This is a genomic window from Bacillus sp. ISL-77, assembly GCF_018613105.1.
Map to the genome: position 1 here is coordinate 1 of NZ_JAGGQY010000055.1, position 12,371 is coordinate 12,371.

Below are 12,371 nucleotides of genomic sequence, written 5' to 3' on the forward strand. Positions count from 1 at the left end.
GGTGCAACAACCAGAATTAGGATTAATCTACTATGAGTGCTTCCCGTAAGGGAGCGACAGTCAGTGGTGCACCGTGGTCGTTGGAGTCAGACTAACGGATGGGCTCTAACGCACCATAGTTCATCGACCTTCCTCTCCCAGCCGTAGAATCAGTATTGACGGTTCTAATATATTTTCATTCTCTGTGGTGCAGCGATGATTTTTCCGCTGCATGGATGGCTAACGGGTGCTTTCCTTAAAGAACTGGCTGCAAAAAAGCAGCCTTTTTCTTATTCGACTAACGGTCAGGTTTAGGTTAATAAGACCTTGAGTATGATAATTACTTAATAAGGATATTGTAAGAAGAAAAAGGAAAAATAATAATGATTGGACTTTTTATCGTAATTATCATATTTAATGTGCTTGCTTTCAAAACTAATAAGAATTTATCGGCAAAACAAATTGCCCATATCTGGTCATTTACAACTGCATTTCAAATGTCTTTTGATGCTTACATAGATTTGAAATATCATGCATACTGGTATTTTACAAAAAATGTGGATTGGGCAGCATTACCAGCCAATACTATGTTACTTCCACCTGTAAATATGATGTTTTTGAATTGGTATCCTTTTAAAAGTTCCTTAATTAAACAAATTCGTTATTTTATCTATTGGGAAGTATGTTTGTTAACCTATGAATCCATCACCCTATTGCCCGAACCTTGGGGATATTTTCATTACGGATGGTGGAATTTAGGATATTCAGCAATTATTAATCCTATCTTGCTTGTTATTTTATTGGTTTATTACAAGAGGTTTGTAAACTAGAATAGCATGCATGTTAAACTAAAGGGTGCGATGCTTTAACAAAGCATCACCTTTTTTGGGTTTGATTAACGGAGCAGATTGTGAAAGATTGTACTTAAAGTAACGGGTGCTTTAATTGAATAAGAATAACTAAAGACCACGTAAAATTGGTCTTTTTATTTTCGTTTACATACGGAACATTTGTTCGTGTATAATAAGAACGAAGGAGATGTTCGAAATGACGATAAGAGATCGCGGTTTAATTAAATGGAATGCAGCGTCCTTTATGCCGCAAGTATTCGAACAGCAGCGCGATATGTTTAAGGACCAAGAGCGCCAGCCACGGCCGTTACTTAGCGAATTCGATACAGAGGAGTTTGACCAGCGAATTGCTTACGCGATGGAATATAACTTTGCGGTGAAGCTATCCGTGTGGACTGACGGATTTACGACGGATATGACTGGGCGTATTCATCATATCGACCCGATTACGCATCAGCTCCGCATTGAGGTAAAGCCTGGCGAATTCGAGCGGGTGACATTCGATGATGTGTGCGGAGTGACTGTCGTAGATTAGTGCGGATGGAACGATATGAAAGAAAAAAGAAAGCGCCATATAGACGCTTTGTAAAGGTGCAATGAGTGAGAACTATAGGGTATATTATGAAGGGATGTCTTAGATGGCAATGGACAAATACGGAGTATTTATAAATAAATTGGTCGGGGTAGTTGTCGTAGATTAGTCCGATATTACCTAGTGGAATACTAGGATATATAATAGAAGGAACGCGGTATGATTCCGATTTACAACGTAAGGTGACGTAATGTGGAAGATAATAACGGTAGGTGCTATTGATTTTGACTATCGTCATTTTCCTGCTTTTTTTGTTTTAAATTTGAATAAACTAAATAAATTAGAAAAGTGCCAGGAATCGAGATCAAAATGAATACAAACCAAAGCGTGTTTATAAAATGAGTGTATATCCACCAAGACATGAGAGCACCTCCTAGTTGTAGAATGCCCGAAACGTCTTTATCTTACAATCAGAATAATCATCTCGCAATATGACAGGGATACGGTGGCGAATTGCAAGGGCATCCGGCTATACAAAAGATTACATATTCGCGATATCACTAACACGAAGCGCCTGCCGGACGGACCGCTTCCGAAACCGAGGGGGTGTAGAATAACGGACTGATCGGAAGGATATTGCGCAGCTATCCGTATACTGAACCGGTATTCATTATACATAAAGCGTGGGAAATACCGGAGCCACTGGCGGTAGGAATGGCGGTGCTATGCGGATGTATAGGATGCTGCATAACGTTATTATCTACGTAACGATTGAGCGTTGACATGACTGCGTTTGTATATCACATAAGTGCAGATAACGTACATTATACGTAATTATGTTGAATACATTATTCATCGTTATACATTCGTCACACAGTCGAAATGATTCCGGTTTATATACTTTTTAAATCCGATTAAAATAGTCGGAATTCCCCAAGCCCATCCGAAAAAATCCGCTTTTCAAGTAATTTCTACCCGCGTATAATTTTCCAGCATCGAGGGGTCAAGTCGAAAAAAATTTCGCAATGAAAAATCGAACTCAGGGAGATCGCTACAATTCTATGTCGCTAACCTTGACGTCATGCTCATCGATGTATTCTATGACCGCAAGCAACCGTTTGATCGCGTATTTCTTATCCGATAACTCAGCTGCCACTAGCTCGCCAGTTAAATCGAGGAGCTGCGTTTTAATCCGCGAGATAGTTAGCTTCGCCTCTAATACTTCATTCATTCCTTCACTCTTCCTCTTTCATCTTATATAAATCGTCTACCTTAACGCCTAATAGCGCAGCTAGCTTTAAAGCCTGCGGTATTGACGGATATGTTTTCCCCGTACTCCAATTCGATAATGTATTCTGCGAAATGCCGAATATCTCGCATATCTCCGGTCTGCTATACTTCGATTGCTTTATCCACGAGCCTATTAAGCTAATTACCATGTCTGATCACCTACTATATAATTTCGACAAAACTCGTCCTAATCCTTTCATAAATTTCTTTGTAGTTTTCCAAAAAATCTTATGATAGACACGCAATATTTGGGCGATATCCCATACACTTTATCATACGCATTACCAATCGCCAGCATCACGGTAGAGCGAACGGTACATTATCGCCTCTATCACTACGACACCAATCGTCCTATTATTCGCTTTCACCATGCGTATCTATTACAACTATCACTATGTGATATTCGAAAGGGGCGTGGCGATTTGTTATTCGAAGTGCTAACAACCGGAAGCATGCTCGGAGTGCTTGGCGCTAGTTATTATTACAAGACGAATTTGAACGATGATAGCGATAAGATTTTAAAGATCGCTGAAAACTGCGGCCTGTACAAAAAAGACGAAAAGATGCGTCTCTATCGAAGGAATTACAATAAGGCGAAAAAGTATACAGAGTATGTCTATAAAATTCCGTTGGGACTTGAGCTGCAAGATTTCCTCGATAAATACGGCAAATTTAAAGACGGCCTTAATAACCGCAGTGTCAGGCGGATCAATCTAAAAGAATTTCGCAAATTGCGAATAACTCGAAGCTTACCGAAGCAACTCCGGGCAATTATTAACAACCGAGTCCTGCTAAATAAGGAAATCGAAATGGAGTACGACGGTATGTTAATCGTGCGGGTGTACGACGAAGGGCTAACCAAGGAATTGCTTTATGACGATGACATGCTCGCGAAAGTTAAGAACTGGCAAGTGCCGGTCGGAGTCACGTATAAAGAGTTCGTCGTCCATGATTTCGAAAAGCTTCAGATGCTTGTCGAGGCCGGCATGACTCGGTACGGCAAGACGGTATTCTTAAAGAACGCAATCACAACGCTCATTAATAACGAGCCTGACAACGTTAAATTTACGCTGATTGATTTAAAAGGAGGTCTTGCGTTCAGTCGCTTCATGGCGTGCAAGCAAGTGCAGACGGTTGCTAAAAACGGAGAGGAAACGCTCGAGGCATTGGAGGCCATTCACGACGATTTAATTAAGCGCCAGGCTTACTTCTTAGCTAACGGATGGGAAGACATTGGCGAAGCCGGATGGAAGGAGCGACACTTTATCGTCGTTGATGAAGGTGCTGAAATCGCTGGCTTTGAAGAAAAGGCGGATCGTGACCGGGCTACTCATTTACTCGGTGAAGTAGCCCGTATCGGTGCCGGAATTGGCTACAGATTGATATTCGCAACTCAATATCCAACTGCGGATGTATTTCCGCGTCAGGTTAAGGCGAACACAAGCGCAGCTCTTTGCTTCAAGTTAAAGAACAGCACTCAAAGCATGGTTGTATTAGACCGGTGCGGTGCGGAGTCCTTACCGACTGGCTTGCGTGGCCGTGCGATTTATCAGACCGACTGCGACCGCATCGTCCAAACGCCATTAATCTCGAATAAGTTTATCGACATCAAAATAAAGCCGCACATTGTTTTTCAGGCAAGGAAGGAGGACGCCAGTGTACCACACGGAAAGGAACCGACGAAAACGGGAGGAAGCTATATTACTCGATTTGAAGAAACTGGATTATCTGACACGAAGCCAGATTCAGCGAATCCACAATTTAAAAAGTGATCGGAATGCTCAGCGAGTTTTGAAGCAAATGGAGGAGTATTTAAGCGTGATGCGCAGCGGTGAAAACATTTACTATCTTAACGCAAAAGGTCGGGCGCTAGTCAACTGCGATAAGGTCCGGAAATGTACCGGCAACGTGATGCACTACATTATGCGGAACTATCTTTATATAGCCTATGGATGTCCGTCCACATGGAGAAATGAAATCCGGATCATCAACGAAGGCAAAACGAAAAAGGATAAAGTAGTTTGTGTCGCAGATGCCCTTTTTAAGCAAGGCGACGTTTATACAGTGGTGGAGGTCGACAATACGCAAACGATGAAAAAGAATCAGGCAAAAATCGAAAAGTATCGGATATTAAAGCAGCGACTAGCTTTCGGAATGATCGCACCTAAATTTGTGTGGATTACAACGACGGAGCATAGGCGCCAAGAGTTAATGAAATTAAGTGAAGGACTTCAAACGCAAGTCTTTACATTAACCGATTTTAACGCATAGGAAGGGGATAACAGCATGTTCAGACGTAAAGAAGAGGTATATTCGATTAAGGAATTTATGGCACGGAAAAACGATGTTGTCGAGCTTACGGAGCAGGAAAAGAAGGTGTTTTTCGAGTCCGGGATATTAATTCCGTTAGCAGTAGCGCCATTCTTGAAAGTTAAAGCCGCTCTTGCAGCGACTGCGGTACCAGTAACAGCGGCGGTAGCTAGTGGGGCCATGTACGATAAGATGCTACATGCGTTTGATCCGTTAATTACTCTAGTCCAGGCGCTAGCATATCCGGTGGCCATGGTCGTCGTGCTTGGCGGTGCTTTGTTCATCATGATCGGCAATAAGGAGAAAGGCTTCAGCATGATGCAGGGCGCTGGCCTGGGCTACGTGCTCGTACAAATGACACCGTTAGTATTAAATATTCTCGTAGAGGCGATGAGGGCGATATGATTGTCCGCATAACAAGTAAGTTTGGCTCGGTAGATGCGGTGCATAAAACGCCACATACCGGCATTGACCTCGCGATACCTGAAGGAACGACACTCAGGGCGCTAAGTGATGGCGTAGTCGACCGAGTATTTGCTGGCACAGCTAATATCGGCAAAGGGCTATCAATTCAATTTGACGACGGTACGCGGCTTATATACGGCCATATGAACGAGGTTAAGGCAAGGATAGGGGAACATGTTCATGCAGGAGAAATCATCGGATTAAGCGGAAATACGGGCAATTCGACCGGTCCGCATTTGCATCTCGGAATGAAGGGGCCGGACGATAGCTGGCTTGATCCGACTCCACTTGCGGAGAATTTAGGCAATATAAACTGGTGGGATGGACTTAACGCAATTGAAGGGGTGGTTAGGTGAAAAATTTACGGAAATTACCTTTAACGGTGTTGTTGATTGGATTGCGGATTTTGCTGTGGAGCTTCCTGTCATCGCCGTTGTTAGCGGTAGCGTGTATGCTCTTATTAACATGTTTAGTTCGGGGGCTGCTAAATGGGGCGCAATAGCGACGGTGTTATATGGCTTATTTATTATAAGGCTCTGTTAAATGATAATGTTGATATTTTAGCAAATAAAAAAGGACTGTAATGAGTCCTTTTTTGAGTTGTTCTTTAACTAACGCACCCTTTAAGTAGATTATTTCACAAGAAACTCTTGAACGTGTCTTTGCGGATGCAAAAGAAAAGCATGGTATGCGTTGGACACCCTTTAGAGACCTAAAAAAAAATTTTCCATGCAAGCGATGCTTACTTTTGCTGCCATGAATTTAATGTGTAAAGTAGTTTTCTTTTTTGAACCAATGATTGAAAATCCTTAGTATATTCAACCAAGTCTCCCCACCCCATCAAATCCTCGTCTGAAATCTTCCAAGTATGGTTTTCTGAGTCTTGTCGAATAGCAGCAAAATCATAACGATCTGTTGAATAGATGCTAAAGCCTTCTTTTTTGCATTGATCGATAAAAAAGTAATCCTCCGCTCGATTTACTTTTTCAAAACGGACATAATAAAACACATTTTTTCTAAACATCAAAGTTGCACCAGCTACTGTATCGGACATTGAATTTTCGATTCCTGGAACATGAATTAAAGCCTTTTTATTTTTGAAGTATATATAAATAGAGCTTTTTCCAACAATGGAGATATTAGGATCCTCAAAAACGGACATTGCATTTGCAATATAATCAGGTCCGTAATAATCATCATCGTCAAATTTGGCTATAATATCATAATTTGAGTTCAAGACCCCAAAATTTAAACAATCACCTAAAGCAGCCTTTTCATGCAGTTGATAAACCCGAACATTCGGATATTTCTTTGCCTTCTTAATCCATTTATCAATGTCCATGGAATCTTTATTCAATATAATAAATAATTCTTTTTCCCTCCATGTTTGCTGTTGATAATTCTTAAAAACATTATCCATACATTCATCTCTTATGGTGCAAGTAATAATAGAGACCATTTTTTCACCCCTCTCTTATGAATTGATAACAGTAGCTAAAAATTTTGTTAGGTTCGGAAACATTTCAAGTTTTTGTATTTGTTGCATATCTCTTTGCAACTCTTTTTTTGCTTCTGAACTGAATCCTGCCGCACCTATTATATTAAAATGTCGTATATCGACTTCTAGCATCAGAATAATCGTTTCTAGGATATAGATAAATTTTTCCGAGAAAACTTGAAATTGCTCTGGATTAGATTTTAGAAGCGATTTATACTCCTTTAAGATGTTATTCATCGTGTTCAAATCTGTCATCCTAGCGAGTTCTAATGCCAAAATTAACACATCGACATCATGATGTTTTATTGTGAATAAGCCGAAGTTTCCAACCGCCTCTTTCCACTTACTTTCCTCGACAGGATGTTCTTGGTGGTATGTGGGCATTTTATTACTCACTACGTATTTGACGCCCATTTTATATAACCTGTATCCTAATTCCCAATCTTCATAACCGTAATTAAAAAATTCTTCATCAAACAATCCTGCCTGGGTGATAAGCTCCTTTTTGATAGAGATATTCCCTGTTAGAAATGCCATCCATGGAAACATGAACCCTTCTAACTTTACATTGTAATTACTAATTATTTCTTCGAACCATGGGTACGCACTATACGATATATCTTTGAAGTGCCCCTGTACTATATCGTCTTTATTAATCAGTGGATATGGGGTTTCGATAGGATGTTTAGAATTTTTGAATCTCTTATATATTTGTTGATTCTCTTTTGTTAACTTTTCGATTTTATTCGTGAATTGGTCGGAAAATTCGGGGAAAATACAAGAATATAGAGCTTTTGAATGCATCGTGCCTGTCACAATCAGATTATCGGTTATATGGTGATAGTTATAGTGATTTTGTACAAACTCAGGTTCAGTAATCATTTCAGCATCAAGGAAAATAAGAATCCTGCCGCTTGCTGATTCGATACCTAAATTTCTAACCCTGGCTCTTCCGAGTTTTTGTGTGCAGTGAATATATTTAAAAATATAGGGAGGATGATAGTTTTTTAATTTTTCTTCTGTTTCATCAGTAGATGCATCATTAATAAAAATTACTTCCATCTTCTTAACGTTAAAGGATTGATTTTCAAGTGAATAAAGGGTAAATAAATTTAACGGATACTTATTTCGGGAAGGTATTATAATACTTACTTCAATATCATCGTTCGTTTCATTATTGGAGATCTTTTTATTCGCAGTAGATTGATGTTTTACATAACGCATGTTTTCACTTCCTTTACAATAAACTTGTCCCTATGGTCTTTATAGAATATGAGTGACATTTATAACTGACTAAACTACTACCTATTTTAAAAGATTAAATGCACTTTTTTAGTTAATTGGTGAATTCAAATATTACAAGAAAAAAGAGCCCGAAAGCTCTTTTATAGATGTCTAATAAAGGTGGTGATGATTGATGGGCTACCAAGGTGGCGGAATGAGCACATTTTTCTTTGATTGTTGTTCTATTCATCCTTTTAATCATTGTTGGAGCATCCTTCATGTGTTGAGGATACTAATAATCACAACTAGAGGGGTTCTAAAAATTATTTTAGAACCCTCTTTTATTATCTTTTTATGTCGCCCTTTGAGTCAAATGCTTCGTTAATATCAATTCCTTCTTCATGACAGATAGGTAAGGGTTTGAAGTTATCTCCCCCTTTTCCCCCCGCTAGCACCGTACGTGCGACTTCCATCGCATACGGCGCCCCAACTAATCCAATTCAATTTAATCATCAACACTTCTGGTAACTTAGTACCTTTCATGTCTCAATTCTTCCGTTTCAATAAGTCGGTGCCTCCCGTGGGAGGTAAACCTCTTTTAGTCTTACGAGAACCTTATTAACCGATAAAGATTTGCCTTACATGATTAAATGTTCCTTCATTAGTCTAGTGGCTATCCCTTCGGGTTGATTAGACCTTTCATCGGTACTGTGCCACCACTTTCACTGATATAAAGATAAGTTATACAGAAGCTACTCTCACTATTGCTTTCCTTATCAACGCTTCTTTGGGAGTAAGCCCTCCACGTTATCAGCTTACAATGTTGAATTATATCTATTATGGAAAGAACTTAGGTGCTTCCTGTAAGCCTGTTAGCTTTCATACGCCTGTAACGTATCATGGATTTTCATATTAGTTATTCTTACTCACCCACATCTAACCTCACAATTTAGTGATATACACATTTCTATGTATCGCAGGTATAGACCCGTACATTCAGAAGTTCGTCAGCATAACCTTTTCTTTTAGGTTTTTTCGCATCCTCACCATATTCATTCAACTCAAGCATCATGATTTACACCACCCCCGCGGGTAGGCTTTCGTCAGCTTAACCTGTTACGGTAAATTCTTACGCCTTTTCGCCGAGCTTATAACACTATTATTCTTACTAAATCCAGTGCTATTCGACTAAGAGAGAACCCTTCAGGTCGTTACCCCATCATTTGATTCTTCGATATAATCCTTCAGTTCCGGTAGGAACTGTCTAGCCTTTACCAGAGTAATGTGACCATTCTCAATTTAAACTAGAAACATTTCGCACAACTAACCTGCCCGTTAGTTTTAGTGCAAATCTTCACAATTTTTCAAATATCTAGCCGAGGATTTCCTTGTCTTTTTTGTTGCAGAAAAATGCCACGATTGTAGAATTTATTAAGATATGCTAGGTGTAAAGCGGAAAAAATGACTTGGTGAGTGAGCGACTTTTCTTGGAAAGTTAACGACCGACAAGCGTTGACTTTGTACGAAGTGCCGTTGCAGCTGGCCGATTGAATGAGACGAGGGAAACCTCGTCTTTTTTTTATTTGTCCGAAATTAAATTCTTCCGTGACATATTATTGAAGGTCTGCGCGACTTTATATATTTACGCGTTTTATAAAGTAAAGGGATACTTTGCGAAAAACTGCGCAGCTTTGTTTGCTCGCTCCTATTATTTTATAGAAAGTTCTTTTTTGCTGTCCGAAAATAGTTTCTTACGAGGCATGAAGGGTAGAAAGGTGCTCAGTTATCTTAGTTCGTGCGACATACGTATTGAAAAGGCCGCGCGACTATTCTTTCTTATCCTTATTTTAAGGTAAGAGCTTTTTTTACTGTCCGAAAATGCCTTCTAAAACGTCAAATGGGATGTAAGGTTTTTTCCGCGGCCAATCCGCGTTCACATAAATAAAATTAACGGAGGGGATGCGAAATGGAAAGGAAGGTATTTAACAAAACGACGCCAACGGAAGGAGGTAAGCACTTTATACCGTTGCCTAGCGATGCCAGACACTATATTCACCACGATAGAATTAACGCTGACAAACTATTTCTATATGCGTTAATTATCGATTATTACAATCTGCAAGAAGGTTTCGCTTTTCCGTCGCTCGAAACACTGTCGGTCAAATACGGGAAGGTTCCGGATACTACGAGCAAACACTTAGATGATTTAAAGGAAGTCGGGCTTATTAATTTTCCTCCTGAAAAAGGATACTATGTGCCGCTTATTCCATTGACCGATGATGACTTTTTTACTGCGTTTCCGGACGCCTGGGGAAATTACAAAGAGGCAATACAGAGATGCGATAATCGAAGGAAAGCCGCTGCAGAACGAATGCGGAAATGGAGGCAGGAAAATGGTTACACGGATTAACATGGTAATGTTCACCTAATCAACAAGGGTAACAAGCGTGTCATCTAGGTGTTAACTAGATATAAATAACGAGACTTAAAGAACGAGATTTAAAAAGATTGCGTCTCATTACATTAGACGCCACGATTCAGTGAATGCGTATATGGTATTATTCGCTGATATTCTTTTCTAAAAGAAAACAAGAGATAAGTGTTCACCTAATTGAGCGTGTAACATTAATTCAGGCATGAACTGCCAAAAGGGGATAACGACTGATGGAAAAACGGGAAGGAGCAACATTGCAAGTAAAGAAACGCTTAAATCGAATTAAAGTAAAAGTAAACGCTAAGTTCTCCGATATAGATTGGCTGATGGCTGAAACGGACGACATTATCGAGGAATTTATGAGAAACGGGGGCTATCATCCAATTATGGAAATCCCAAACCAATTGTCGTTAATGAGCGCGTTACTAGCCAAGACACACGAAAATATCGAACGAATGAACATTTCGCAACGATCACGGGAAGAATGGGCGGAGATTGAGCTGCAATTTATTCCGTCAAAACCTCTTGATATTCCGGACTGCTATAAAGTTTGCGGATGTTGGAACTGTAACCAGCTATTCAAACGAAGGGGTAAAACGAAATATTGCTCCGAAAAATGTCGTCAGGAGCAGATGGACGCCAATGATCGGTTTGAAAAAACGGGAACATACCTAGCGCTTTACCGCGATAAGTACCGACCGAAAAGAGACGAGACAGCCGAACGGATGAGGAAAGAAAAAGAAGTCCATCTGACCGAAAAAATGGCGAAAAAGGTTCCTACAATCGACTATGGAATCAACGGAAAAATTAAGCCGAAATATAAGGTTATTTGAAAAAGGGATAAAATCCGAATGTATGAGGGCAAATAACAAGTTGGACAGTTGTTATTACCCTTATCGCACTAGTCAAAACGACTGGTGCATTTTTTATGGCCAAAAAGCCGTTTTTATTGGGTTCAATTGAAATTTATTGAAAGGGGCTGAATTGACTTGAACGGAAAAACTTTGCAAATCTTACGCTATCGCTCGGACTTATCAATTAAAGAAATGTCCGAAAAACTCGGAATTAGTGAATCTTTATTAACAAAGATAGAAGCTGGCATTAGTCCAATTTCAACTAGAGTAAAAACACGAATATTAACCGCTTGCGAAGTTGATGAAGGATTATTCGAAATTGTGAACAAGATGCGATTATTCGACGGGGAGCTGAACTAGATGAAATACGAAATTATTAATGTCCACCATTACAATTGCAACAATTTTGAAGGCACAAGAGAAGCGAAACTGTACGAAAACGGCATGCTTGTATACCTGTCGGAGCCAGAATACGAAGAAGAGGATGAGGAACAGTGTGTGACGAGTTAGACCCAATTGAACTGTTTTTTCATCAAGTAATTGAATTTGTGGAAAGTTATACAGTTTTTCGCAACTACAAGAAGATGGATGAGGAAAAGAAAACGAAGTACATCGAGAAATTAACGCTCTTAATCGTATTTGAGGCGTCTCCAAGAAAAAATTTCGACATAAGCATGGAGACAATCCGATTGGTCGTCCGTGACATCCTGGAAAAGAAAGCGGCGGAGGTAACAGACGATGAATAAACTTCAACGATTTATTTCCTCCAATTGTGCGACCTATGACGGTGACGGTAAATGTTTTCTCGAAACTGGCGCCAATTGCGATCGGACCTGCGTTTACTTTCGTGAGCATGGAGGCCGTTGCTCTTACGCAGAAAATTGCGTCATTCCTGGCGACCATAAAGTCGAGGTGCTTTATTGGTCGGAGCGAG

General features: G+C 39.9%; 17 protein-coding genes and 2 pseudogenes. 14 read left to right on the forward strand and 5 right to left on the reverse strand.

Going from position 1 to position 12,371, the window contains the following annotated elements; genetic code table 11:
• Positions 1 to 362 precede the first annotated feature (362 nt).
• Together J7E77_RS22380 and J7E77_RS22385 are read left to right on the forward strand one after the other, a co-directional pair.
• Positions 363 to 809: a hypothetical protein gene (locus J7E77_RS22380; RefSeq protein WP_214717065.1), complete on the forward strand. Its 447-nt coding sequence runs from the start codon at positions 363 to 365 to the stop codon at positions 807 to 809.
• Positions 810 to 1,026: 217 nt separating this feature from the next.
• The gene (locus tag J7E77_RS22385; RefSeq protein ID WP_214717066.1) at positions 1,027 to 1,365 is read left to right on the forward strand and encodes a YolD-like family protein; all 339 of its coding nucleotides are present in this window, start codon (positions 1,027 to 1,029) and stop codon (positions 1,363 to 1,365) included.
• 1,048 nt (positions 1,366 to 2,413) lie between these two features.
• On the opposite strand, the gene J7E77_RS22390 is transcribed toward J7E77_RS22385, so the two are convergent.
• Both J7E77_RS22390 and J7E77_RS22395 read right to left on the reverse strand, forming a co-directional pair.
• A complete protein-coding gene (locus J7E77_RS22390; RefSeq protein WP_214717067.1) occupies positions 2,414 to 2,593 on the reverse strand; it encodes a hypothetical protein in 180 nt (59 codons plus the stop codon).
• 4 nt (positions 2,594 to 2,597) lie between these two features.
• Positions 2,598 to 2,801 carry a helix-turn-helix transcriptional regulator gene (locus tag J7E77_RS22395; protein ID WP_214717068.1) on the reverse strand — a complete coding sequence of 68 codons (204 nt, stop codon included), beginning with the start codon at positions 2,799 to 2,801 and terminating at the stop codon, positions 2,598 to 2,600.
• Between the two features lie 273 nt (positions 2,802 to 3,074).
• On the opposite strand from J7E77_RS22395, the gene J7E77_RS22400 reads away from it, so the two are divergent.
• The 6 genes and pseudogenes from J7E77_RS22400 to J7E77_RS22425 form a co-directional block, all read left to right on the forward strand.
• Positions 3,075 to 4,424: an FtsK/SpoIIIE domain-containing protein gene (locus J7E77_RS22400; protein ID WP_214717069.1), complete on the forward strand. Its 1,350-nt coding sequence runs from the start codon at positions 3,075 to 3,077 to the stop codon at positions 4,422 to 4,424.
• Positions 4,363 to 4,923 carry a replication-relaxation family protein gene (locus J7E77_RS22405; protein WP_251026820.1) on the forward strand — a complete coding sequence of 187 codons (561 nt, stop codon included), beginning with the start codon at positions 4,363 to 4,365 and terminating at the stop codon, positions 4,921 to 4,923. Before J7E77_RS22400 ends, J7E77_RS22405 begins: the two co-directional genes overlap by 62 nt.
• A gap of 15 nt (positions 4,924 to 4,938) precedes the next feature.
• Positions 4,939 to 5,367: a hypothetical protein gene (locus tag J7E77_RS22410; protein WP_214717071.1), complete on the forward strand. Its 429-nt coding sequence runs from the start codon at positions 4,939 to 4,941 to the stop codon at positions 5,365 to 5,367.
• A 38-nt stretch (positions 5,368 to 5,405) separates the two neighbouring features.
• Positions 5,406 to 5,783: a M23 family metallopeptidase gene (locus J7E77_RS22415; protein WP_214717072.1), complete on the forward strand. Its 378-nt coding sequence runs from the start codon at positions 5,406 to 5,408 to the stop codon at positions 5,781 to 5,783.
• A complete protein-coding gene (locus J7E77_RS22420) occupies positions 5,764 to 5,970 on the forward strand; it encodes a hypothetical protein (RefSeq protein WP_214717073.1) in 207 nt (68 codons plus the stop codon). The genes J7E77_RS22415 and J7E77_RS22420 overlap by 20 nt, the downstream gene beginning before the upstream one ends.
• Before the next feature lie 97 nt (positions 5,971 to 6,067).
• Positions 6,068 to 6,240, forward strand: a pseudogene (locus J7E77_RS22425) (transposase); the annotation flags it as partial.
• On the opposite strand, the gene J7E77_RS22430 reads toward J7E77_RS22425, so the two are convergent.
• On the reverse strand, positions 6,170 to 6,847 hold the full coding sequence (locus J7E77_RS22430; protein ID WP_214717074.1) for a glycosyltransferase: 678 nt from the start codon (positions 6,845 to 6,847) through the stop codon (positions 6,170 to 6,172). The pseudogene J7E77_RS22425 and the gene J7E77_RS22430 overlap by 71 nt on opposite strands.
• 54 nt (positions 6,848 to 6,901) lie before the next feature.
• On the reverse strand, positions 6,902 to 8,149 hold the full coding sequence (locus J7E77_RS22435) for a glycosyltransferase family 2 protein (protein WP_214717075.1): 1,248 nt from the start codon (positions 8,147 to 8,149) through the stop codon (positions 6,902 to 6,904).
• A 224-nt stretch (positions 8,150 to 8,373) separates the two neighbouring features.
• On the opposite strand from J7E77_RS22435, the pseudogene J7E77_RS22440 reads away from it, so the two are divergent.
• Positions 8,374 to 8,436: pseudogene (locus J7E77_RS22440) on the forward strand (YjcZ family sporulation protein); the annotation flags it as partial.
• Positions 8,437 to 8,493: 57 nt separating this feature from the next.
• On the opposite strand, the gene J7E77_RS31280 reads toward J7E77_RS22440, so the two are convergent.
• The gene (locus tag J7E77_RS31280; protein ID WP_285290655.1) at positions 8,494 to 8,622 is read right to left on the reverse strand and encodes a hypothetical protein; all 129 of its coding nucleotides are present in this window, start codon (positions 8,620 to 8,622) and stop codon (positions 8,494 to 8,496) included.
• A gap of 1,493 nt (positions 8,623 to 10,115) precedes the next feature.
• On the opposite strand from J7E77_RS31280, the gene J7E77_RS22445 reads away from it, so the two are divergent.
• From J7E77_RS22445 to J7E77_RS22465, 5 genes are all read left to right on the forward strand, one after another.
• The gene (locus J7E77_RS22445; RefSeq protein WP_214717076.1) at positions 10,116 to 10,559 is read left to right on the forward strand and encodes a helix-turn-helix domain-containing protein; all 444 of its coding nucleotides are present in this window, start codon (positions 10,116 to 10,118) and stop codon (positions 10,557 to 10,559) included.
• Positions 10,560 to 10,813: 254 nt separating this feature from the next.
• Entirely contained in the window at positions 10,814 to 11,416 is a 603-nt protein-coding gene (locus J7E77_RS22450) for a hypothetical protein (protein ID WP_214717077.1), read from the forward strand.
• Between the two features lie 156 nt (positions 11,417 to 11,572).
• A complete protein-coding gene (locus J7E77_RS22455; protein ID WP_214717078.1) occupies positions 11,573 to 11,797 on the forward strand; it encodes a helix-turn-helix domain-containing protein in 225 nt (74 codons plus the stop codon).
• The gene (locus J7E77_RS22460) at positions 11,798 to 11,947 is read left to right on the forward strand and encodes a hypothetical protein (RefSeq protein ID WP_214717079.1); all 150 of its coding nucleotides are present in this window, start codon (positions 11,798 to 11,800) and stop codon (positions 11,945 to 11,947) included. It abuts the gene before it with no gap.
• Positions 11,932 to 12,183: a hypothetical protein gene (locus tag J7E77_RS22465; RefSeq protein WP_214717080.1), complete on the forward strand. Its 252-nt coding sequence runs from the start codon at positions 11,932 to 11,934 to the stop codon at positions 12,181 to 12,183. The genes J7E77_RS22460 and J7E77_RS22465 overlap by 16 nt, the downstream gene beginning before the upstream one ends.
• The last annotated feature ends 188 nt before the right edge of the window (positions 12,184 to 12,371 follow it).